The organism is Antribacter sp. NEAU-D49, assembly GCF_057158775.1.
On the sequence record NZ_JBXTSN010000011.1, the window covers coordinates 96974 to 120994 of the forward strand.

The 24021-nt window shown below is 70.6% G+C and carries 17 protein-coding genes; 12 read left to right on the forward strand and 5 right to left on the reverse strand.

What is annotated here, in order from left to right:
* Positions 1–11: 11 nt before the first annotated feature.
* The 8 genes from araA to AC060K_RS10740 all read left to right on the forward strand — a co-directional run bounded on the left by araA (position 12) and on the right by AC060K_RS10740 (position 12871).
* On the forward strand, positions 12–1526 hold the full coding sequence (gene araA, locus AC060K_RS10705; RefSeq protein ID WP_483765411.1) for an L-arabinose isomerase: 1515 nt from the start codon (positions 12–14) through the stop codon (positions 1524–1526).
* 277 nt (positions 1527–1803) lie between these two features.
* Complete coding sequence (locus tag AC060K_RS10710; RefSeq protein ID WP_483765412.1) at positions 1804–2766, forward strand: ABC transporter substrate-binding protein; 963 nt, start codon at positions 1804–1806, stop codon at positions 2764–2766.
* An 82-nt stretch (positions 2767–2848) separates the two neighbouring features.
* Positions 2849–4387 carry a sugar ABC transporter ATP-binding protein gene (locus AC060K_RS10715; protein WP_483765413.1) on the forward strand — a complete coding sequence of 513 codons (1539 nt, stop codon included), beginning with the start codon at positions 2849–2851 and terminating at the stop codon, positions 4385–4387.
* Positions 4384–5487: an ABC transporter permease gene (locus AC060K_RS10720; RefSeq protein WP_483765414.1), complete on the forward strand. Its 1104-nt coding sequence runs from the start codon at positions 4384–4386 to the stop codon at positions 5485–5487. The genes AC060K_RS10715 and AC060K_RS10720 overlap by 4 nt, the downstream gene beginning before the upstream one ends.
* Complete coding sequence (locus tag AC060K_RS10725) at positions 5484–6515, forward strand: ABC transporter permease subunit (protein WP_483765415.1); 1032 nt, start codon at positions 5484–5486, stop codon at positions 6513–6515. Before AC060K_RS10720 ends, AC060K_RS10725 begins: the two co-directional genes overlap by 4 nt.
* A gap of 95 nt (positions 6516–6610) precedes the next feature.
* A complete protein-coding gene (locus AC060K_RS10730) occupies positions 6611–8068 on the forward strand; it encodes an RICIN domain-containing protein (protein WP_483765416.1) in 1458 nt (485 codons plus the stop codon).
* Positions 8069–8173: 105 nt separating this feature from the next.
* Positions 8174–11407: an alpha-L-arabinofuranosidase C-terminal domain-containing protein gene (locus AC060K_RS10735; RefSeq protein WP_483765417.1), complete on the forward strand. Its 3234-nt coding sequence runs from the start codon at positions 8174–8176 to the stop codon at positions 11405–11407.
* 102 nt (positions 11408–11509) lie between these two features.
* Positions 11510–12871 carry an alpha-galactosidase gene (locus AC060K_RS10740; RefSeq protein WP_483765418.1) on the forward strand — a complete coding sequence of 454 codons (1362 nt, stop codon included), beginning with the start codon at positions 11510–11512 and terminating at the stop codon, positions 12869–12871.
* A gap of 10 nt (positions 12872–12881) precedes the next feature.
* Here AC060K_RS10740 and AC060K_RS10745 read toward each other — a convergent pair whose 3' ends face one another.
* On the reverse strand, positions 12882–13994 hold the full coding sequence (locus tag AC060K_RS10745; RefSeq protein WP_483765419.1) for a LacI family DNA-binding transcriptional regulator: 1113 nt from the start codon (positions 13992–13994) through the stop codon (positions 12882–12884).
* Positions 13995–14175: 181 nt separating this feature from the next.
* Between AC060K_RS10745 and arfA (AC060K_RS10750) the strand changes: the two genes are divergently transcribed.
* On the forward strand, positions 14176–15705 hold the full coding sequence (gene arfA, locus AC060K_RS10750) for an arabinosylfuranosidase ArfA (RefSeq protein WP_483765420.1): 1530 nt from the start codon (positions 14176–14178) through the stop codon (positions 15703–15705).
* Between the two features lie 85 nt (positions 15706–15790).
* On the opposite strand, the gene AC060K_RS10755 is transcribed toward arfA (AC060K_RS10750), so the two are convergent.
* The 4 genes from AC060K_RS10755 to AC060K_RS10770 form a co-directional block, all read right to left on the reverse strand.
* A complete protein-coding gene (locus AC060K_RS10755; RefSeq protein WP_483765421.1) occupies positions 15791–16504 on the reverse strand; it encodes a DUF624 domain-containing protein in 714 nt (237 codons plus the stop codon).
* A gap of 1 nt (position 16505) precedes the next feature.
* Positions 16506–17450 carry a carbohydrate ABC transporter permease gene (locus AC060K_RS10760; RefSeq protein WP_483765422.1) on the reverse strand — a complete coding sequence of 315 codons (945 nt, stop codon included), beginning with the start codon at positions 17448–17450 and terminating at the stop codon, positions 16506–16508.
* Positions 17451–17460: 10 nt separating this feature from the next.
* Positions 17461–18357, reverse strand: coding sequence for a carbohydrate ABC transporter permease (locus AC060K_RS10765; RefSeq protein WP_483765423.1), 897 nt, complete (start codon positions 18355–18357; stop codon positions 17461–17463).
* 71 nt (positions 18358–18428) lie between these two features.
* Positions 18429–19784 carry an ABC transporter substrate-binding protein gene (locus AC060K_RS10770; RefSeq protein ID WP_483765424.1) on the reverse strand — a complete coding sequence of 452 codons (1356 nt, stop codon included), beginning with the start codon at positions 19782–19784 and terminating at the stop codon, positions 18429–18431.
* 252 nt (positions 19785–20036) lie between these two features.
* Here AC060K_RS10770 and arfA (AC060K_RS10775) point away from each other — a divergent pair, with 252 nt between their 5' ends.
* The 3 genes from arfA (AC060K_RS10775) to chvE all read left to right on the forward strand — a co-directional run bounded on the left by arfA (AC060K_RS10775) (position 20037) and on the right by chvE (position 23945).
* A complete protein-coding gene (gene arfA, locus AC060K_RS10775) occupies positions 20037–21548 on the forward strand; it encodes an arabinosylfuranosidase ArfA (protein ID WP_483765425.1) in 1512 nt (503 codons plus the stop codon).
* A 35-nt stretch (positions 21549–21583) separates the two neighbouring features.
* Positions 21584–22603 (forward strand): arabinan endo-1,5-alpha-L-arabinosidase, encoded by a 1020-nt coding sequence (locus AC060K_RS10780; RefSeq protein WP_483765426.1) that lies wholly within the window; start codon positions 21584–21586, stop codon positions 22601–22603.
* A gap of 187 nt (positions 22604–22790) precedes the next feature.
* The gene (gene chvE / locus AC060K_RS10785; RefSeq protein WP_483765427.1) at positions 22791–23945 is read left to right on the forward strand and encodes a multiple monosaccharide ABC transporter substrate-binding protein; all 1155 of its coding nucleotides are present in this window, start codon (positions 22791–22793) and stop codon (positions 23943–23945) included.
* Positions 23946–24021: the final 76 nt, after the last annotated feature.

The window sequence follows — 24021 nt, forward strand, 5'->3', positions numbered from 1 at the left end:
AAGGAATACCCATGACCGACAAGCCCTACGCCGACCGCGAGGTCTGGTTCCTCACCGGCAGCCAGGACCTCTACGGCGAGGAGACGCTGCGCCAGGTGGCGGAGCAGTCGCAGGAGGTCGCCCGGGCGCTCGACGCCTCGTCCGACGTGCCGGCCCGCATCGTGTGGAAGCCCGTCCTCAAGGACTCCGGCTCGATCCGCCGCGCCATGCTGGACGCCACCGCGGACGACAAGGTGCTGGGCGTCATCACCTGGATGCACACGTTCAGCCCGGCCAAGATGTGGATCGCCGGGCTGGACGCCCTGCGCAAGCCGCTGCTGCACCTGCACACGCAGGCGAACGTCGAGCTGCCGTGGGACACCATCGACTTCGACTTCATGAACCTCAACCAGGCCGCGCACGGCGACCGCGAGTACGCGTACCTGGTGACGCGCCTCGGCGTCGCGCGCACCACCGTGGTGGGGCACGTGTCGAACCCGGCCGTCACCTCGCGCGTGGGCACCTGGGTGCGCGGGGCGGCAGGCTGGGCGGCCACGCACGAGCTCAAGCTGGCGCGCTTCGGCGACAACATGCGCAACGTGGCGGTCACCGAGGGCGACAAGACGGAGGCGGAGCTGCGGTTCGGCGTCTCGGTCAACACGTGGGGCGTCAACGACCTCGTGGCGGCGGTCGACGCCGTGTCCGACGCCGACGTGACCTCGCTCGTGGCCGAGTACGAGGACCTCTACGACGTGGTCCCCGAGCTGCGCAGCGGGGGCGACCGGCACGAGTCGCTGCGCTACGCCGCGCGGCAGGAGCTCGCGCTCGAGGGCTTCCTCGGCGACCTGGGCGCCAAGGCCTTCACCACGAACTTCGAGGACCTCGGCGCGCTGCGCCAGCTCCCCGGCATCGCGGTGCAGCGCCTCATGAGCAAGGGCTACGGCTTCGGCGCGGAGGGCGACTGGAAGACCGCCGTCCTGGTCCGGGCCGCCAAGGTGATGGGCGCCGGCCTGCCCGGTGGCGCGTCGCTCATGGAGGACTACACGTACGACCTCACGCCCGGCAAGGAGCTCATCCTCGGCGCGCACATGCTGGAGATCTGCCCCTCGCTCACCACGGCCAAGCCCCGCGTCGAGGTGCACCCCCTCGGCATCGGCGGCAAGGAGGACCCGGTCCGCATGGTGTTCGACGCCGACGCGACCGAGGGTGCCGTCGTCGTCTCGCTCGCCGACATGCGGGACCGCTTCCGCCTCACCGCGAACGTGGTGGACGTCGTGACGCCCCCCGCCGACCTGCCGCACCTGCCGGTCGCGCGCGCCGTCTGGGCGCCGCGGCCGTCGTTCCCGGTGTCGGCCGAGGCGTGGCTGACGGCGGGGGGCGCCCACCACACGGTGCTCTCCACCGCCGCGGGCGTCGAGGCCTTCGAGGTCTTCGCGCAGATCGCGCGCACGGAGCTCCTCGTCATCGACGAGGACACCACGCGCCGCGGCTTCGCGGACCAGGTCCGCTGGAACCAGGTCTACTACCGGATGGCCCAGGGCCTCTGACCCAGCCCCCTCGGTCGTTCCCGACCACGGGCCGCGCCCCCTCCGAACAGGCAGCTGTTCCCCGTCTCACCGCGAGACGGGGAACAGCTGCCTGTTCGCTTCCCCACCCTGATCTGACGATCCATTGAACTAAAAATCCCTGATCGTTACCCAAAAGTGACGTACCAGGGCGTGTTCGCGCTCACATGTGAGCGCTAACATGGGCGCCAGTGGGTCGCGAAGACGCAGGCCCGTCACGTCCCGCACGTCGTCGTTCGGGATCTCAAGGAGGAGAGACATGGCACGCAAGACCTTCACCCGTACCGCACTGGCGGCGGTGTCCGCAGCCTCGCTGCTCGCGCTCGGCGCGTGCAGCAGCGGCGAGGCAGCCGGTGGCGGCGACACGATCAGCGTGGGCTTCTCGCAGCTCGGTGCCGAGTCGGGCTGGCGCACGGCCAACACGGAGTCGGTCAAGGCCAACCTCACGGCCGAGAACGGCTTCGACCTCACGTTCGTCGACGCGCAGCAGAAGCAGGAGAACCAGATCAAGGCCCTGCGCGACTTCATCGCGCAGGACGTCGACGTCATCGCGTTCTCCCCGGTCATCGAGACCGGCTGGGACGAGGTGCTCCAGGAGATCAAGGACGCCGAGATCCCGCTGGTGCTCGTGGACCGCACGGTCGACACGACCGTCGAGGACCCGTACGTCACCTGGATCGGTGCCGACTTCAAGCAGGAGGGCATCACCGCCGGCGAGTGGGTCGTGGAGAACGCTCCCGACGCCAAGATCTTCGAGCTCCAGGGCACGCTCGGCTCCGGCGCGCAGGTGGACCGCGAGGAGGGCTTCGACTCCGTCGTGGGCGAGGAGAACATCATCGGCAAGGCGACCGGCAACTTCACGCGGGCCGAGGGCAAGGCGGCCGTCGAGGCGGCTCTCCAGGCCTACCCGGACATGAACCTGATCTTTGCGCACAACGACGACATGGGTCTCGGCGCCATCGAGGCCATCGAGGCCGCGGGCAAGGTCCCCGGCGTCGACATCCAGATCGTCACGGTGGACGGCGTGAAGGACGGCCTGCAGGCCCTCCACGACAAGAAGTTCAACTACGTCGTCGAGTGCAACCCGGCCTTCGGTGACCAGATCGCCGACGCCATCAAGAAGATCGTCGCCGGCGAGGAGGTCCCCAAGGAGACCATCGTGGTCGACAAGGCGTTCGACCAGACGATCACGCAGGAAGAGATCGACGCCCGGGCGTTCTGACGGACCCTGGCGGCCGGAGTCCGGGCCCGCCGGGACACGTCCCGGCGGGCCCGGCCCCGCTCGCCATGATGGAAGGCTCAGCATGAACGACCAGCACGGCCCCGGGCAGTCTCCCGTCGTGGAGATGCGAGGGATCACCATCGAGTTCCCGGGCGTCAAGGCGCTCGACGGCGTCGACCTGACGCTCCGCGCCGGCGAGGTGCACGCCCTCATGGGCGAGAACGGCGCCGGCAAGTCCACCCTCATCAAGATCCTCACGGGCGTCTACCAGCCGAGCGCCGGCACGGTCCGGGTCGCCGGCAAGGACGTCGACTTCGGTAGCACCGCCGACTCCCAGGCAGCGGGCATCAGCACCGTGTACCAGGAGGTGAATCTCTGCGCCAACCTCTCCGTCGCGGAGAACATCATGCTCGGCAACGAGGTGCGTCGCGGACCCTTCATCGACTGGGCCGCCACCCGCCGCGCCGCGCGCGAGCACCTGGCCCGGCTCGGGCTGGACCTCGACCCCCGGTCGTCCCTCGACGCCCACTCGCTCGCGGTGCAGCAGCTCTGCGCCATCGCGCGCGCCATGGTGGTCCGCCCCCGCGTGCTCATCCTCGACGAGCCCACCTCGAGCCTCGACAAGGCCGAGGTCGCCGAGCTCTTCCGGGTGGTCCGGGGCCTGCGGGACGAGGGCGTCGCGATCCTCTTCGTGTCGCACTTCCTCGACCAGGTGTACGAGATCAGCGACCGGATGACGATCCTGCGCAACGGTCAGCTCGTGAGCGAGCACCGTACGTCCGAGCTCAGCCGTCTGGACCTGGTCCAGGCCATGGTCGGCCGCGCGGGCGAGATCCTGGCCGACGTCAGCGAGCGGGCGGCCCGCGTCGCCGCGGCCGAGCACGACCGCACCACCCCTGTGCTGACCGCCAGAGGCCTGGGCCGGCCGGGGTCGGCCGCACCGTTCGACCTCGACCTGTTCGAGGGTGAGATCGTGGGCGTCGCCGGGCTCCTGGGATCGGGCCGTACCGAGCTCGCACGCCTCCTCTTCGGGGCGGACAAGCCTGCGGAGGGCACCCTCTCGGTGCGGGGTGACACGAAGACCCCCACCCCCCTCACGTCCCTCCGGCGCGGGGTCGTGTACTCGTCGGAGGACCGCAAGAAGGAGGGCATCATCGGGGACCTCACGGTCCGCGAGAACATGGCCCTCGCCCTCCAGGCGGGCCGCGGCCCCCTGCGCAGGATCCCGGCCAAGGAGCTGGACGAGGTGGTCGAGCGCTACATCGCCGCCCTCCAGATCCGGCCCGCCAACCCCGACGCGCTCGTCCGCAACCTGTCGGGCGGCAACCAGCAGAAGGTCCTCCTGGCACGGTGGCTCGCCACGCAGCCCAAGGTGCTGATGCTCGACGAGCCCACCCGCGGCATCGACGTCGGCGCCAAGGCGGAGATCCAGAAGCTCGTCACCGAGCTGGCCGACCAGGGGCTGAGCGTCATGTTCATCTCGTCCGAGCTCGAGGAGGTCGTGCGGATCAGCGAGCGCATCCTCGTCCTGCGCGACCGTCGCGTGGCGGGCGAGATCCACAACGGACCCGACGTGACCGTCGACTCGGTCCTCGAGACCATCGCAGGGAGGGCGTCGTGAGCGCACCCACCGCGGCTCGCGCCCCCAGGGCCGCCGCACCGAAGCCCAGCGGGCCCAGCCTCTTGGCGAACCTCCGCCGGGTGACGCAGCACCACCTGTTCTGGCCGGTCGCCGCCCTGGTCGTCCTCGTGCTGGCCTGCGGCGTGTACAGCCCGGGCTTCCTCGACGTGACGATCAAGGACGACCACCTGTTCGGCCAGCCGATCGACATCCTGCGGCAGAGCGTCACGCCGCTGCTGCTCGGGCTCGGCATGTGCCTGGTGATCGCCACCGGCGGTATCGACCTGTCGGTCGGCGCGGTCATGGCGATCTCGCTCGCCGTGTCGCTGACCTACATCGACGCGACCGGGCCCGGCGCGGGCACCGCCGTCGTCGCCGTCGTGATCGGCCTCGTCACGGCCCTGCTGATCGGCGCGTTCAACGGCTTCCTCGTCACGGCGCTCGGGATCCAGCCGTTCATCGCGACGATGATCCTCATGGTCGCGGGCCGCGGCATCGCGATGCTCGTCACCGAGGGCCAGATCACGACCACCGCCAGCCCGGCCTTCAAGTCGATCGGCTCCGGGTTCGTGCTCGGCGTCCCGACGCCCGTGGTGATCGGGGTCGTGGTGTTCGTGCTGGTCGCGGTGCTCGTGCGTCGCACGGCGCTCGGCATGCTCGTCGAGTCGATCGGCATCAACCGCGAGGCCAGCCGTCTCGCGGGGGTCCGCGCCCGCGGGCTCGAGTGGTCGGTCTACGCGATCTGCGGCCTGCTCGCGGGCCTCGCGGGCCTGGTCTACGGCGCCCCCACCATGGCGGCCGACGCCAACAACATCGGGCTCATGAAGGAGCTGGACGCGATCATGGTCGTCGTCCTGGGCGGGACGCGGCTCGACGGCGGCAAGTTCTCGCTCGCGGGCGTCGTCGTCGGCTCGCTGCTCCTCACCACGATCGAGCGGGCCGTGATCATCTTCCACATCCCGTCGCAGATCACCCCGCTGTTCAAGGCTCTCGTCCTCATCATCGTCTGCCTGGCCGCCTCCGAGCGCCTGCGCAAGGCCGTCACGGGCGCCGTCGGGCGCCTGGTGCCGGCACGTCCCCGTACCCAGGAGGCGTCATGACCGCCCTGCTGACCCCCCTGTCCACCGCGTCCCAGTGGGGCGCCCGCCTGCGGGACCCGCGCTACCTGCCCGTCACGGGCACGCTGGTGGCCCTGCTGCTCATCCTCGTGGTGGGCCAGCTGCGCTACTCCGAGAGGCGCAGCTTCCTGTCGATGAAGTTGCTCTCGAACCTGCTGGTCGACAACTCGTACCTGCTGGTGCTCGCCGTCGGCATGACGTTCGTGATCATCACGGGCGGCATCGACCTCTCGGTCGGTGCGGTAGTCGCCCTGGTGGGGCTCACCACGGCGACGCTGCTCATCGCGGGCGTCCCGCTCTGGGCGGTCCTGGCGATCGGGGTGCTGGTGGGCGCGGCGTTCGGCACGCTGATCGGCGTCATGGTGCAGTACTTCGACGTGCAGCCGTTCATCGCCTCCCTGGCGGCGATGTTCCTCGCCAGAGGTCTGTGCAACGTGGTCAGCGTGGAGTCCCTCGGCATCAAGCACGAGGGCTTCGCCGAGCTCGCCGCCTGGAAGCTGAAGTTCGGCGAGGGGCGCGAGTCCTGGAGCATCAACCTGTCGATGCTCATCGCGTTCGCGGTGCTCGTCGCCGCGTTCGTGATCCTGCACCACACGCGGTTCGGCCGCACCGTGTATGGGCTGGGCTCCGGTGCGGGCGGCAACGCCGTCGCGCTGATGGGCCTGCGCGCCGCGTCCACCCGCGTGTGGGTGTACGTGATCAGCGGGACGTGCGCGGGCATCTCGGGCATCCTCTTCGCCCTGTACACCAAGTCGGGGTTCAACCTGACGGGCATCGGCATGGAGCTCGACGCGATCGCCGCCGTGGTGATCGGTGGCGCGCTCCTCACGGGCGGCGGCGGGTTCGTCCTGGGCTCCGCGGCCGGGGTGCTGGTGTACGGGCTCCTCCAGGTGGTCATCGCGCGCGAGGGCCTGCAGTCCTGGTGGACCAAGGTGCTCATCGGCGTGGTGCTGCTGGTGTTCGTGCTGCTCCAGCGCACCCTCAGCGCCCGGCGGTCCCGCGCCACCTGATGCTCGGTGCCCGATCCCCGGGGTACCCCGGGGATCGGGCCGCAGGCTCGTGGCGACCGCCACGGGGTACCACACCCCAACGGAGAGGAACTATGGTGCGAGACATCCGAAGGCGCCTGGGCGCGGCCGCGGCCGCAACGGCGATGGTGGGCGGTCTGCTGGTGGGCCTGACGGCGGGGGCTGCCCCCGCCTCCGCGGCCGACCCGTACGCGGGCTACCTGTTCTCCTACTTCACGGGCGAGGGCACGGCGACGGGCGAGCGGGTCTACTTCGCCCTCAGCCGGGGCAACGACCCGGTCCGGTATGACGAGCTCAACGGGGGCGCGTCGATCCTCACGTCCACCGTGGGGACCGGCGGCGTGCGGGACCCGTTCATCATCCGCCACCCCACGAGCGGGAAGTTCTACCAGATCGCCACCGACCTCAAGATGAACGGCAACGGCAACTGGGACGCTGCCCAGCGCACGGGGTCGCGGTCGATCGTCGTCTGGGAGTCCACGGACCTCGTGACCTGGTCCGCGCCGCGGCTCGAGCTGGTCTCGCCCGCCACGGCCGGGAACACCTGGGCGCCCGAGGCGTACTGGGACGACGCGGCCGGGCACTTCGTCGTGTTCTGGGCGTCCAAGCTCTACGCGGCGAGCGACCCCAACCACACGGGGTCGTCGTACAACCGGATGATGTACGCGACCACCACCGACTTCAACACGTTCACGCCCGCCCAGGTCTGGAAGGACCCCGGCTACTCGGTGATCGACTCGACGGTGGCCAAGGACGGCGGCACCTACTACCGGTTCACCAAGGACGAGCGGTCCACCACGTCGTCGACGCCGTGCGGCAAGTTCATCTTCTCGGAGTCGTCCACGTCGCTGACCTCGACGAGCTGGTCGCCGATCCAGACGTGCATCGGGAAGACGACGTCGTCCAACCCCGGCGTGAGCGCCGCGGAGGGGCCAACGATCTTCAAGTCCAACACGGAGAACCGCTGGTACCTGTTCCTCGACGAGTTCGGGGGGCAGGGCTACGTGCCGTTCACCGCCACCTCGCTGGGCGCCACCACCTGGACCAAGGTCTCGTCGTTCGACCTGCCGGCCAGCCCGCGCCACGGCACCGTGCTGCCGGTCACGCAGGCCGAGTACGACCGGCTCCTCGCGGCCTACGGGTCGCGCTCCCTGGTGGCGCGGCACTCGGGCAAGTGCGCCGACGTGCCGAACCAGTCCCGGGCCACCGGCGTGGCGATCACGCAGTACACCTGCAACGGCGGTGCCAACCAGAAGTGGCGCACGGTCGACGCGGGCTCCGGCTACGTGCGGCTCCAGGGCGTGCAGAGCGGCCTCTGCCTCCAGGCCGCGACCAGCAGCAGCGCGGTCACCCAGGAGACGTGCGACACCGGCACCGACCAGCAGTGGACCGTGACGTCGTCGGGCGGCTACGACCGGATCGCGGTCCGGTCGACGGGCCGGTGCCTGGACGTGAACGGTGCGTCGACGGCGAACAGCGCCGCGGTGCTGACGTACACGTGCAGCGGCGCCACGAACCAGCAGTGGTCCCGCTGACGTAGTTCCCGGCCCCCGCGCGGGGCCACCTCGCCGAGACAGTCGCTCCGTCCGACGGAGCGACTGTCTCGGCACCGAAAGTACAACGATGTAGGAAGGAGCACGATGAGCACCATCCTGAGAGCCGGCACCGCAGCCGGACTCGCCCTCGTCCTCGTGACCCCGCTGGCGGGCGCCGCAGCGGGCGCGCCCGCCTCCGTCCCGGCGGCGGTCGCCGCGGGAGGCCTCGCCGCGACCACCGCCGCGACCACCGCCGCGACCACCGCCGCGAGCGTCGCCGACGCGCCGGCCGGCGTGATCCCCGAGGGCGCCTGGGTCGACGACTTCGACGGCTCCGCGCTCGGCGGCGAGTGGACGGTCGTCAACGCCGAGCCCGCGTCGGTCACCGTGGCCGACGGCGGCCTCACGATCACCTCGCTCCCCGGCGACACCTACCAGGCCGACAACACGGCCAAGAACCTGCTGATGATCGACGTCCCCGTGGGTGACTTCACCGCGGTCACCCGGGTGACCGCCCCCGTCACGGGCGACTTCCAGGGCGCGGGCATCCTCGCCTGGCAGGACTTCGACAACTACGTGCGCTCCGGCCTCACCCACGTGAGCTTCGCCGCGGAGGGGCCCGTCGTCATCGAGACAGGCGTCGAGACGGGCGCTGCGTACGGGTCCACCTTCACGGCCCGGCCCGGCTCCACGTCGGAGTACCTGCGCGTGCAGCGCACCGGCGCCACGGTCACCACGAGCTACTGGGCCGACGGCGCCTGGGTCGTGGCCCGGTCGTCCGACCTCGGTTGGGGCGTCACGCAGGTGGGCCTCTACGCGCTGGGCGCGCTGTCCGGCGCGTCGCTCGCGGCCACCTTCGACTTCTTCGCGGTGACCGCGACAGAGGCCCCGCCGGTGATCGAGGAGCACGCCATCACGGTCGACGCCGACGCGGCGCGCACCGAGATGAGCCAGGACCTCTACGGCATCTTCTACGAGGACATCAACTACGCGGCCGACGGCGGCCTGTACGCCGAGCTGGTGCGGAACCGCTCGTTCGAGTTCGCGCCCGCCGACAACGCGTCCTTCACGGGGATGACCGCCTGGACGCCGGTCCAGCGCGGCGCGTCGGGCACCGTGGCCGTGGAGTCGGAGCGCTCGGAGTGGCTCAACGACTCGAACCGCGCGTACCTCACGGTGACCGCGGACGGCCCGGGCGTGGGCGTCTCCAACTCCTCCTACAACGAGGGCGTGGCCGTCGAGGAGGGCGCCAGGTACGACTTCTCGGTGTTCGCGCGCACCGACGAGAAGCAGACGCTCACCGTGTCGCTCGAGTCGCCCGACGGGTCGGTCGTCTACGGCACGGACACCGTCCGGGTGAACGGCACGGACCGGTGGCGCAAGTACCAGGGCAAGCTGACGTCGTCGGGCACGGCGAACGACGCCCGGCTCGTGGTGACGGGCGGCGCGGCCGGGACCTTGCGCCTCGACATGGTCTCCCTGTTCCCGCGCGACACGTGGGAGGGCCCCGTCAACGGGCGGTCCGTGCTGCGCAAGGACCTGGCGGAGAAGGTCGCCGCGCTGGAGCCGTCGTTCCTGCGGTTCCCCGGCGGCTGCGTCACCAACGTGGGCACGTTCGACACGTACCTCGAGTCCGACGGCCAGGACCGGCAGCGCACGTACCAGTGGAAGGAGACCATCGGCCCGGTCGAGGAGCGCCCGACCAACTGGAACTTCTGGGGCTACAACCAGTCGTACGGCATCGGGTACCTGGAGTACTTCGAGTTCGCCGAGGACCTGGGCGCCACCCCGCTGCCCGTGCTCTCCGTGGGCGCCAACGGCTGCGGATCGCGCATCCCGGAGATGACCGACGACGAGCGCATCGACCGCTGGGTCCAGGACACCGTCGACCTCATCGAGTTCGCCAACGGTGACGTGGACACCGAGTGGGGCGCGGTGCGTGCGTCGCTCGGACACCCGGAGCCCTTCGGACTGCGGTACATCGGCCTCGGCAACGAGGAGAACACCGACACGTTCCAGGCGAACTTCCCGCGCTTCCGTGACGCCGTCGAGGCGGCGTACCCGGACGTCACGGTGATCTCGAACTCGGGCCCGGACGACACCGGGGCGCGGTTCGACGAGCTCTGGGAGTTCAACCGCGAGCAGGGCGTCGCGATGGTCGACGAGCACTACTACAACGACCCGTCGTGGTTCCTCGCCAACACCGAGCGGTACGACTCCTACGACCGTGAGGGCCCGCACGTCTTCCTCGGCGAGTACGCCTCCCGGGGCAACGCGTGGTCCAACGCGCTGTCGGAGGCCGCCTACATGACGGGCCTCGAGCGCAACGCCGACCTGGTCGAGCTGGCGGCGTACGCGCCCATGTTCGCCAACGAGGACTACGTCCAGTGGTCGCCCGACATGATGTGGTTCGACAACGACGAGTCCTGGGGCTCGACGAGCTACTACACGCAGCAGATGTTCATGACGAACACCGGCGACCAGGTGGTCCCGTCGGAGCACGTGGGCCCCGAGGCGACGCCGGAGGACCTCTCCGGGGGCGTCTTCCTCTCGACGTGGCTCACGTCGGCGGCGTACGACGACGTCGTGGTCACCGACAACGAGACGGGTGAGGTCCTGTACTCGGACGACTTCTCCGGGGCCTCGGCCTGGACGCCGGAGCGCGGCACCTGGGCGGTCCAGGACGGCGAGTACGTGCAGTCGAGCACCACGGTCGAGGACGCACGTGCCCTGATCCCCGACGCGTACGGCCGGGACTGGGACAACTACACGCTCGAGCTCGACGCCCGGAAGCTGGCCGGTGGCGAGGGCTTCCTCGTCGGCTTCGCGGCCGGCGCGGCGGACCAGTTCTACTGGTGGAACCTGGGCGGCTGGGGCAACACGCGTCAGGCGCTCGAGCGGGCCGCAGGCGCCCGGCAGGGTGAGGTCGCGGCGGTCGAGGGCCACTCGCTGGTCACCGGCCAGGACTACCGCGTGAAGATCGTGGTGAGCGGCCGCACCATCGAGCTGTACCTCGACGGCGCGCTCCAGCTGACCTACACGGAGCCCGTCACGCAGTCGCTCTACCAGGTGGTGACCACGGACGAGGAGACGGGCGACCTGCTCCTCAAGGTAGTCAACCCGTACGGTTCCGTCGCCCGCACGTCCGTGTCGGTCGCGGGCTACGAGGTGGCGCCGGAGGTCGGCGTGACGGAGATGAGCGGGCCGCCGTCGGCCATGAACACCAAGGCGAACCCGACCCGGGTGGTGCCGACGGAGAGCACGTGGGACGGCGGCGCCGACGAGTTCGTGTACGACTTCGCGCCGTACTCGATCACGTTCCTGCGCCTGACCGACTGACAGCACGTAGGTGAGCGTTGTGGGTATGGCTGTGGCGTGAATTCCGGCCGGGATTGCCGCCACAGCCATACCCACAACGCCGGGTTCCTGAGAGGAAGATCCATGGCACGTCGACCCAGCCCCGCACCGCCCCTCGGGTGGAACTCCTGGGACTGCTACGGCACCACCGTGACGGAGGAGGAGGTCCTCGCCAACGCGCGGTTCCTCGCCGAGCACCTCGCCCCGGCGGGGTGGGACACCGTCGTGGTGGACATCCAGTGGTACGAGCCCACCGCCCGCGCGGGCGGCTACAACGAGGGCGCACCGCTGCTGCTCGACGCCGACGGCGTCCAGGCGCCGGTCCCCGCGCGGTTCCCGTCGTCGGCGGGCGGTGCCGGCTTCGCGCCCCTGGCCGCCGCGGTGAACGACCTCGGCCTGCGGCTCGGCCTCCACGTGATGCGCGGCATCCCGCGCCGCGCGGTCGAGGCGGACCTGCCCGTCCCCGGCACGCCGTACCGGACGGGTGAGATCGCCGACCGCGCGTCCGTGTGCCCCTGGAACTCCGACAACTTCGGCCTCGACCACACCCACCCGGGGGCGCAGGCGTGGCTCGACCTCCAGCTCGACCGGTTCGTGGGCTGGGGTGTCACGTTCCTCAAGGTCGACGACATGCTCGCCCCGTACCACGCGGACGCCGTCGAGGCGCTCGCCCTCGCGGTCTCGCGCGCCGAGGAGCGGCACGGGCGCGAGGTGACGATCTCCCTCTCGCCCGGGACGCACCTCTCGCTCGCGCACCTCGAGCACCTGCGCCGGCACGCCGACCTGTGGCGCGTCTCCGACGACCTCTGGGACCGCTGGGACGACGTCGAGGCCCAGTTCGGCCGCATGGCGCGCTGGGCGCCGCACCAGGGCGAACAGGGCTGGGCCGACGCCGACATGCTCCCGCTGGGGCGCATCGGCCTCCGGGCCGAGCGCGGCGAGCCCCGCGACAGCCTGCTCACCACCGACGAGCGCCGCACCATGCTCTCCCTGTGGAACCTCGCCCGGTCGCTGCTGTTCGTGGGCGGCGACCTGCCGACGTCGGACGCGGACACGATCCGCGACCTCGGGAACGCCGACGTGCTCGACGTCGGGCGGCACTCCGCCGGCGGGCGGGAGCTCCTGCGCGAGGGTGACCTCGTGGTGTGGGGTGCCACCGGGGCGGGTCCGTGCGCGGGCCTGCGATGGGCCGGCCTGTTCAACACCGGGGCGTCGCCACTGGTGGCGAGGGTCCCGGCGGCGTCGGCGGGCCTCTGCCCGACGTCGGACGCGGCCCGGCCGGGGCTCGCCCGCGGCGAGGCGCCTCAGCCGGGCGCGCTGCTCGACCTGTGGACGGGGGAGCAGGTCGCCCTCGTGCCGGGCTCGGCCGAGACGGGCGGCGACGCGGTGATCGCTGTCGAGATCCCGCCGCACGGGGTCCGGCTGCTCCGCACCCCGCCGAGGTAGTGGGAGACGGTCAGGCCGACGGCGCCAGCTCCACCGCGACCTCCTCGATCCCGCCCTCCTGGACCGCGACGACGCGACCCTCCGCGCCGGTGGGCACGTCGCCGGTGGACTCGCGGCCCACGATGCGGGAGTCGGGCACCACGCGCCGGTACGTCACGGCGGCGCGGGCGGATGCGCCGCCGTTCAGCCCGGAGATCCGCTCGACCAGCAGCTCGACGGCGGTCACGGCGATCTGCTCGCGGCCGGGGTCCACCGACGACAGCGACGGCACGGAGTACCGCACGTCGTCGATGTCGTCGAAGCCGATGAGCGCCACGTCGCCGGGCACGTCGATCCGGCGGGCGTGCAGGGCGTGCAGCGCACCGAGCGCCATCGCGTCGTTGAGCGCGAAGACCGCGTCGATCTCGACGCCGTCGTCGAGCATGCGGCCCATCGTCTCCGAGCCGGTGGACCGGTGCCAGAGCCCCGCCTCGCCGACCAGCGCGGGGTCGTAGGGGATGCCCGCGTCGGCGAGGGCCTGCCGGTAGCCCTCGGTGCGGAGCGCCGCGGAGCCCACCTGCTCGCCCTCGTGCGCGCCGACCACCGCGATGCGGCGCCGGCCGAGCGAGATGAGGTGCTGCGTGGCGGCCCGTGCCGCGGCGACGTTGTTCATGGTCACGTGGTCGGCGGGTGCGCCGAACACGCGCTCGCCCAGCACCACGAGCGGGTACTCGACGTCGAAGAGCTCCAGATCCTCGGGGCCGAGCGCCAGCGGGGAGAAGATCAGCCCGTCGGTCAGGTGCCGGCGACGCCCGGACAGCACGTCGGCCTCGCGCTCGCGGCTCGCGCTGGTCTGCTCGATGAGCACGGTCCAGCCGCGCTCGTCGGCGGCGCGGATGACAGAGTCGGCCAGCTCGGCGAAGTAGGGCAGCGACAGCTCGGGGACGGCGAGCGTGATCATTCCGGTGCGCCGGGTCCGCAGGTTCCGCGCCGACACGTTGACGCGGTAGCCGAGGTCGGAGATGGCCTCCTCGACCCGCTCGCGCGTCTCGGTGCGGATGTACGGATACCCGTTCACCACGTTGGACACGGTCTTGATGGACACGCCGGCGCGCTGCGCCACGTCGTGCATGGTGACCGCCACGGTTCTCAGCCCTCCGGGTTCCTTCACACGCCTGCGCCGTCGCCGCGGGCTCTCCCCACAGCCTAGGGGACCGGCACCTGGAACGACGCTGGTGGGTACCCTGGACGGGGCGTGGTGCGCCCGCCCTGAGTCGGCTACTCTACAACGTTGTAGACACCCAGCACCACAACCGAGGAACCTGATGACGACGTCTCTGCCCCGCATCGTCCTGCACCCCGACTTCCGGGTCGGCCCGGTGGACCGGCGACTCTTCGGCTCCTTCGTGGAGCACCTGGGTCGCGCGGTCTACACCGGCATCTACGAGCCCGGCCACCCCGAGGCCGACGAGCACGGCTTCCGGCGTGACGTCGCCGGCCTCACGCGCGAGCTCGGCGTCACGATGGTCCGCTACCCGGGCGGCAACTTCGTCTCCAACTACGTCTGGGAGGACGGGGTGGGCCCCGTCGAGGAGCGCAAGCCGTTCCTGGACCTCGCCTGGCGCACCGTCGAGCCCAACCTCGTGGGCACCGACGAGTTCCTCCAGTGGGCCGAGCGCGAGGGCATCGAGCCCATGATGGCCGTGAACCTCGGCACGCGTGGCGTGGACGCCGCGGCCGCCCTCGTGGAGTACTGCAACGGCGAGGCCGGCACCCGGTGGGCCGACCTGCGCATCGCCAACGGCCGCGAGAAGCCCTACGGCGTCAAGCTCTGGTGCCTCGGCAACGAGATGGACGGCCCGTGGCAGATCGGCCACAAGGACGCCCACGAGTACGGCAAGCTCGCCCGGAACGCGGGCCACGCCATGAAGCTCGTGGACCCGACGATCGAGCTCGTGGCCTGCGGCTCGTCGTCCATGCAGATGCCGACCTTCGGCGAGTGGGAGCAGACGGTCCTCTCCTACACCTACGACCTCGTGGACCACATCTCCATGCACGCCTACTACGAGGAGCTCGACGGCGACCGCGCCTCGTTCCTCGGGTCCGGCACCGCCATGGACCGCTTCATCAGCCGCGTGGTCTCGACCGCCGACGCCGTGGGCGCCCGCCGCCGCTCGGACAAGAAGATCACCATCTCGTTCGACGAGTGGAACGTCTGGTACCTGCAGTCGCGCTTCCCGGGCGAGCAGAACCTGCCCATCCAGAAGGACGCGCCGCGCATCATCGAGGACGTGTACTCGGGCCTCGACGCGGTGGTCGTGGGCGACCTCCTCGTCACCCTCCTCAACCACGCCGACCGCGTCCCGGTCGCGTGCCTGGCGCAGCTCGTGAACGTCATCGCGCCGATCATGACCGAGCCCGGCGGCGAGGCGTGGCGCCAGCCCACCTTCCACCCGTTCGCGACCACGGCGCGACTCGCCCAGGGCGACGCCCTCGACGTGCGCGTCACGTCGCCCAGCCTGGCCACGAAGGCCCACGGTGATGTCCCGGTCGTCACGGCGGCGGCCACGCTGTCCGACGACGAGGTCTCCCTCTTCCTCACCAACCGCTCGGCCGAGCCGGTCGAGGTCGAGGTGGTTCACGCGGGCGCGGCGCTGGCCCTCACGGAGGGCTGGTCCATGACCGCCGACGCCGAGCCCGCCGTCGCCGGACCGGAGCACGCCGCGAAGGTGGCGGCCGCGCACTGGGGCGCGTACGACGTCGTCGGCCAGGTGAAGACCGACGGGGCCGCCACGACCGTGCGCCTGGCGCCGGAGTCCTGGACGGCCGTGACGGGCACGCTGACGCGCGCCTGACCCGCCCTTCCCTTCCCGAGTTGTCAGAAGCTCCCCGGTCTATTGGCCGGGGAGCTTCTGACAACTCCGGGGGGACTAGGGGGGACTAGGCGGCGCGCTCGTCGATTCTCCGCAGGCGGTCGTCCACCAGCCGGCCCGTGGCCCACAGCGGGAACGACGCACCGGCGAGGGCGGCCGCGAGCGGCACCCCGAACGCGACGGCGGCCGTGGCCGCGGCGACCACCAGGACGCCGAGGGCTGTCCCCGGGCCGAGGAGCGGCGCCAGGAGGAGGAAGCGCCACACGGCCGGTGCGCCGTCGTCGTACCGCAGGGCCACGCGCGGCCACCAGGCCAGCACGACGACGCCCCAGACGCTCACCAGGGCGAGGCCCACCTGGAAGGCTGCCCGGGCGGGGCCCTCGGCTGCGGCGATCACCGCCGTGTCGAGCCAGAGCAGGGCACCGGCCGCCCAGAAGGGGGCGAAGAGCCGGTTGGCCCGCCCCCACCCCGACCGCCAGGTGCGCCAGAAGCCGCGCCAGGGGGCGTCAGCATGCTCGGGGTCGAGCAGGACGGCGCTCGCGGCGCGGAGCGCGGGACCCAGTCCCAGCAGGACGCCGCCCGCGACCGCGCCGAGCAGCACCAGCAGGTTTACCTCGACCAGGCGCGTGACCCAGCGGAGCACCGCCATGACGCCGCCGGCCCAGCCGGCGTCCGCGCCGGCGTCGCCGGAGCTCTCGCGGCCGTTCCCGGACGCGCCGGAGGGGCGCACCGAGCCGGTGCGCCCCTCCGCCGGGCGGTCGGAGGCCGCCGGTCCGCTCATGTCAGCCCTTCGCGCCGGTCAGCGCGACCGACTCGACGATCTGCCGCTGGAAGATCAGGAACACCACCAGGATGGGCACCAGGGCGATGAACGAGGCACCCATGATCAGCGGGTAGTCCCGCTGCGTGGCGTACTGGACGTTCATGTTGGCGATGACCACCTGGAGGGTCTGGTTCTGCGGGGTGTTCAGGTACAGGATCGGTGCGAGGTAGTCGTTCCACACCGCCATGAACCACAGGATGAACTGCGCGGCGACCGCCGGCCGGATGATCGGCAGGATCATGCGCCAGAAGATTTGCCAGTACGAGGCGCCGTCGATCTTGGCCGCCTCCACGATCGAGTTCGGCACGTTCTCGAGGTACTGCCGCAGGAAGAAGATCATCACGATGTTGCCGAAGATCGCGGGGACGATGAGCGGCAGCAGGGTGTCGACCCAGCCGATCTGCGAGAACATCACGAACTGCGGGATCATCAGGGTCGGGAACGGGATCATGATGCCCGACAGCAGTCCGATGAAGATGGCGTTCCGGAACGGCATGCGCATCTTCGCCAGCGCGAACGCCGCCAGCGCGCACGTGAACGTGCCGATGACCGTCACGGAGAGCGACACGATGATGCTGTTGCGGAAGCCGGAGAGGATGAGGGAGTCCTCCCACATCCGCACGTAGGTGTCCCACTGGGGCACGGCCGGGATCCACACGGGCGGCAGCGCGAAGACCTCGAGCTTGGTCTTGAGCGACGTCGAGAACATCCAGAGCAGCGGGGCGATCATGGCGGCCGCGCCCACGACGAGGACGACGAACGTGATCCAGTCCGCGATCTTGGTGGTGGCGCGACGGCCGAGCGGCTTGCCGCCGCTGAGCAGCCGGCGCGGGGCCCGGCGCGTGGGAGGCGTGATCGCCGACGCGTCGGCGACCCGGGCGGGGGTCTGTTCCGTCAGGTTCATGATCCTCCTTTCAGTCCAGCACGAAGCTGTTGCGCCGGTTCAGGCGGAACTGGATGAGCGTGATGACAAGGATGAGCAGGCCGAGCACGATCGCCATCGCCGTGCCGTAGCCCATCTGCTGGTACTTGAACGCCTGCCGCCAGATGTACCAGACGGCCGAGGCCGTGCTGAGCTCCGGGCCGCCGGCGGGCGTCATGATGTTGATCTCCGTGAAGATCTGCGCGCCGCCGATGACGTTGGTGACCACCAGGAAGAAGGTCACGGGACGCACCATCGGCAGGGTGATCGCGCGGAACTGCTGCCAGCCGTTCGCGCCGTCCAGCTCGGCCGCCTCGTAGAGCGACCGGGGCACGGACTGGATCGCGGCCAGGTACAGGATCATGGAGTAGCCGAGGCCCTTCCACACCGCCATGGCGATGATGGCCGGCTTGGCGAAGTTCTTGTCCGCGAGCCAGTTGGGGCCGTCGATGCCGAACCACGCGAGGACCTGGTTCACCAGGCCGAAGTCGCCGTTGTAGGCCCACTGCCACAGGATCGCGATGGCGGCGAGCGACGAGATGACCGGCACGTAGTAGATGGTGCGCAGCGCGGTCCGGGCGGGGATCGCGCGGTTCATCCCGATCGCCAGCGCGAGGGAGAGGGCCAGCCCGACCGGGATGCCGATCATGTAGAAGAACGTGTTGTACAGCGACTGGAGGAAGTACCCGTCGCTGACCACGCGCACATAGTTGTCGAGGCCGACGAAGCGCGCGATGCCGAGACCGTTCGAGTTTGTCAGCGACGTGTAGAACGCCATGCAGACGGGGTACAGCGTGAAGAGCAGGTAGCCGACCACAGGGGCGGCGACGAACAGCAGCGCCCACCGGTGTTCCGACCGGTGCAGGCGCGAGGTCCCGGACGACGACATCGCGGGCTCCTTCCGTCGGGGGGACGCGGCCGCCCCAGGGGCAGGGGCGGCCGCGTCAGTCGGTGGTGGTGTCAGCTGCCGGCCGCGTTGGCGGCAGCGGCCTGCTCGGCGGCAGCGTTCGACTCGTCGAGCAGCGCCTGCATGCGCGGCTGCACCTCGGCGAGGTACTCGGCGGCCGTCTGCTGGCCGTCGATCACGGGCTGGATGTTGGTCCAGAGCTCGTCGTACCAGGCTGCACCATACGTGAAGGCGGCGGGCATCGGGCGGCCGTAGGTCTCGACGATGTCGAGGAACTCCTGGCGGTTGGCGGGCTCGGCTCCCTCCTCGGCGGCCCACTCGGCCGCCATGTCCTTCAGGTTCGGCACCTGGATGCCGGCCTCGACCAGCGTGGTCTGCGCCTTCTCGTCGGCGGACAGGTAGGTGACGAGCTGCACCGCCTCCTCCGGCATGGCGGTCGTGGCGGAGACGCCGATGCCGAGCGAGCCGATCCAGGTGGCGGGCTCACCCGTGGAGCCGGCCGGGAACGGGATCAGGTCGTACTCGAAGTCGAGCTCGTTGTAGACCGAGACGTCCCACGGGCCCACCGGGAAGAAGGCGAGCTCGCCGGCCATCCAGCGCTGGTACGTGTCGAGCGTGGCCGCCTGCTCCGCGTTCGGGGTGACCTGGTGGACGTTCGTCAGGTCGGCGATGTACTGCAGCGCCTCGGCCATCTCCGGGGTGTCCACGGTGACCTGCGTGCGGTCCTCGTTGGTCCAGTCGGCGCCGTTGCTCCAGGCGAAGCCCTGGGAGTTCCACTGGACGTTGAGGCCGGTGCCCCACTGGTCGACGACGCCGTCGCCGTCGGTGTCCAGGGTCGTGGCCTTCAGGACCTCGAGCCACTGGTCCCACGTGTACGGCTCGTCCGCGCTGGGCAGCGGGATGCCGGCGGCCTCGAGGATGGTCTTGTTGTAGCCCATCGCGAACGGGCCCACGTCCTTGGGCAGGCCGTACAGGCGGCCGTCGGGGGTGCCCTGGAGCTTCCCGTCGTAGCGGTACGAGTTCACCCCGTACTCCCACATGTTGTCCAGGTCGACGTTCTGCTCGGCGACGTGGTCGGTGATGTCGAGCAGGATGCCGGAGGTCACGTACGACTGCAGGCTGGCCTGCTCGATGTAGAAGACGTCGGGCACGTTGTTGCCGGCGATGGCCGCCTGCAGCTTGGTGGCGTACTGGTCGGCGTCGGTGACGACGACGTCGACCGTCACGCCGGTCTCCTCCTCGAAGCGGGAGATCGCCTCTTCGTACGCGGCCTTCTCGTCCTCACCGCCACGGAACATGAACGTGAGCTTGCCGTCGTCGTCCGTGCTCGAGCCCGCGCTGCAGGCTGCGAGGGTGCTGGACAGGGCAATCGCGGCGACCATGCCGGCTGCCAGGCGTGACTTCTTCATCACACGATCCTCTCGGGTACCAGGTGTGCGAGCGAAGAGAGCAGTGCCCGTGATGGTGCATCCTCGTCGACCCGCCATTTACATCGATGGAAATTCACCGACGGTCACACGGTGGCACGCCGGTACGGCAGCGGTCAAGTGGGCCTTGTCACGGAGTCACAACAATGCTTCACTATGGCTCTACAACGATGTACTACCGACCCGGCCCGCGCCTCGCCGCGCTCCGGGAGCACGCCGAGAGGAACCCGCTCCATGCATTCCGCAACCCTCACGCTCGACCCCGCCTTCGTCGTCGGACCCGTCCGGCGGCGGACCTTCGGGACCTTCGTCGAGCACCTGGGCCGTTGCGTGTACACCGGCATCTACGAGCCGGGACACCCCACCGCCGACGCCGACGGGTTCCGCGGCGACGTCCTCGAGCTGACCCGCGAGCTGGGCGTCTCCACCGTGCGCTACCCCGGGGGCAACTTCGTCTCCGGGTACCGCTGGGAGGACGGCGTCGGCCCCGTCGAGGAGCGGCCCACGCGGCTCGACCTGGCGTGGCACTCGTCCGACCCCAACACCGTCGGCGTGGACGAGTTCATGCGCTGGTCGGCGGTCTCGGGCACCGAGCCGATGATGGCCGTCAACCTCGGCACCCGGGGCGTCCAGGAGGCCCTCGACCTGCTCGAGTACTGCAACGTGCCGGGCGGCTCGTTCTGGTCGGACAAGCGCCGGGCGAACGGCGTCGAGGACCCGTACCGGGTGAAGATGTGGTGCCTGGGCAACGAGATGGACGGCCCGTGGCAGATCGGCCACAAGACGCCGCAGGAGTACGGCCGCCTGGCCGCCGAGACGGCCCGCGCCATGCGCATGATGGACCCGAGCATCGAGCTCGTGGTCTGCGGCTCGTCCAGCTCCGACATGCCCACGTTCGGCGAGTGGGAGCGCGTGGTCCTCACCGAGGCGTACGAGCACGTGGACCACGTCTCGGCCCATGCCTACTACTGGGAGGAGGACGGCGACCTCGCCTCCTTCCTCGCCTCGGCGGTGGACATGGACCACTTCGTGGAGTCGGTCGCCGCCACCGCCGACGCGGTGCGTGCCGCCGGCAAGCACACCAAGCGGATCAACATCTCGTTCGACGAGTGGAACGTCTGGTACCAGAAGCGCGCCGAGTCGCGCCCGCCGTCGGGCGACGACTGGCCGGTCGCGCCGGTCCTCCTGGAGGACCGGTACAACGTGGCCGACGCCGTCGTGGTGGGCAACCTGCTGATCTCGCTGCTGCGCAACACCGACCGCGTGCACGCGGCGTCGCTGGCCCAGCTCGTCAACGTGATCGCGCCGATCATGACCGAGCCCGGCGGCCGGGCCTGGCGGCAGACGACCTTCCACCCGTTCGCCCTCACGTCGCGTCACGCGGCCGGCGAGGTGCTGCGGGTCGCCGTCGACGCCCCGGTCGAGGAGACCGCGAAGTTCGGCGAGGTGCCGGTCCTGGACGCCGTCGCCACCTACGACGCCGAGACTGGCGAGGTCGTGATCTTCGCGGTGAACCGTTCCGTCACGCAGCCCGTGACGCTCGACGTCGACCTGCGCGGCTTCCCGGGCCTCCAGGTCGTCGAGGCGCTCACGCTCGCGAACCCGGACCACACCTGGCAGGCGACCGCCGACGACGCCACGTCGGTGCTCCCGCAGGCGAACACCACCGCCAAGGTGGCCGACGACCGCGCCCGTGCGGAGCTGCCGCCCGTGTCGTGGTCCGTCGTCCGCCTGGGCCGGGCGTGAGGGCCCGGACGGTGCTCGGGGCCGGGATCGGGGTCGTGATCGTAGCGGGTCTCGCAGCGGGTGCGATGGCGTTCCGGGGTCTTGGTGGCGGGGTCGGGGCCGCCGCCGGCGACCCGACCGGGCTGCCGCTCGCCGGCGACCTGCGCACCCACGACCCCGCCCTGGTGGTGGGGGAGCCGGGTGAGCCGTGGTTCGTCTACTCGACCGGTGATGTGAAGGTGGGCTTCGGCGCGCCTCAGGTGCGCCGGTCCGACGACGGCGGACGTACCTGGGCGATGGTCGGCACGGCGTGGGACCAGGACGACGACCCGGCCTGGGTGCGCGACGAGATCGACGGCGTGACCAACTTCTGGGCGCCCGAGCTCTACCACCATGACGGCACCTGGTACCTGTACTACTCGGCGTCGACGTTCGGCTCCAACAACTCCGCGATCGGCCTGCGGACCGGCACCACCCTCGACCCGGACGACCCGGGCTACGGGTGGACGGACCAGGGGCTCGTGGTGCGGTCGGTCGCGGGCGACAACCACTGGAACGCGATCGACCCGGGCATCGTCGAGGACGCGGACGGCAACCCCTGGATGGTCTACGGGTCGTTCTGGGGCGGGATCCAGCTGCTCCCGCTCGAGTGGCCGAGCGGCAAGGTCGTGCCGGGTGCGGAGCCTGTGAAGATCGCCTCGCGCGTGGGGATGACCGACAACGCCATCGAGGCGCCCTACCTCTACGCCCGCGACGGCTGGTACTACCTCTTTGTCTCGTGGGACCGCTGCTGCCGCGGGACGGACTCCACGTACAAGATCGTGGTGGGCCGTTCGCGCGACGTCACCGGCCCGTACCTCGACGCGGAGGGCCGCGACCTGGCCCTCGGCGGCGGCACCGTCCTGCTGGAGACCAGCGGTTCGATGGTGGGCCCGGGCGGCCAGTCCGTCTCGCGCGACCACCTCGGCTTCCACTTCTACGACGCCGACGACGGCGGCCTCTTCCGCCTCGCGATCCACGAGCTCAGCTGGTCCGAGGACGGCTGGCCGGAGGTTGCCACAGGGGGTGACGCCTGACCGCTGACCGGGCTGCGACGCCCCTCACCAGCCCGAGGGGCTGACCGAGCACCACCACCGTATTGTCGATACCTGATCGAGACGCGATCGTGACCGCCCTGATTTTGACCTGCGGCCATGTGAGCGTTAACAATCGAGAGGTTCGCCGGACGGTGGTGTTCGGCATGCTTGGAAATGAGGAGACGTCATGGCAAGGAAGCTCTGGCACACCCGTGCGCTGGCTGTGGCCACGACCGGTGTGATGGCCTTCGCGCTCGCCGCCTGCGGCGGGACCGGTGCGGGCGGCGGCGGTAACGCGGGCGGGGGCGACGGCGAGGAGGGCGGCCTGGTCGGCGTCTCGATGCCGACCCAGACCTCGGAGCGGTGGATCGCCGACGGCGAGGCTGTGGAGGCGGGTCTGGTCGATGCCGGCTACGAGGTGGACCTGCAGTTCGCGGGCGACGAGATCCCCCAGCAGCAGCAGCAGATCGACGCGATGATCAACGCGGGGGCCGAGGCCCTCATCATCGCCGCGATCGACGGCACCGCCCTGGCCGGCCAGCTGGAGGCCGCCGCGGCCGCCGGCATCCCGGTGATCTCGTACGACCGCCTGATCCGCGACTCGGAGAACGTGGACTTCTACGTCTCCTTCGACAACTACAAGGTGGGCGTGCAGCAGGCCAACTCGCTGCTGATGGGCCTCGGCCTCGTCGACGCCGAGGGAGCCCCCGTCGAGGGCGCGCCCGCCGGGCCGTTCAACGTCGAGCTCTTCGCCGGCTCGCTGGACGACAACAACGCGCACTTCTTCTGGGACGGCGCGATCGAGACGCTCCAGCCGTTCATCGATGCCGGCACGCTGGTGGTCCCCTCGGGTCAGACCGACATCGACCAGGCGGCCACCCTGCGCTGGCTGCAGGAGAACGCGCAGAAGCGCATGGAGGACCTTCTCACCGCGCACTACGGTGACAAGAAGGTCGACGGCGTGCTGTCGCCGTACGACGGTCTCTCGCGCGGCATCATCGAGGCGCTCCGCTCCGCGGGCTACACCGACGACGCCATGCCGATCGTGACCGGTCAGGACGCCGAGATCGCCTCCGTCAAGCTGATCGCCGACGGCGTGCAGTACGCCACGATCTTCAAGGACACGCGTCTGCTCGCCGAGCAGGCCGTCACCGCGACCGAGGCCTACCTGGCGGGCGAGGAGCCCGAGGCGAACAACACCGAGGACTACGACAACGGCATGAAGGTCGTGCCCTCGTACCTGCTCGAGTCCGAGATCGTCACGAAGGACAACATCCAGTCCGCCCTGGTCGACACGGGCTACTGGACGGCCGAAGAGGTCGAGTCCGGCGTGGCCGACTGACGCTTTCTCAGCGCCGAGGTAGCCGGTCCTCACGACCGGCTACCTCGGCTTCGCCGTCGGCCCCCCGGCCGACCAT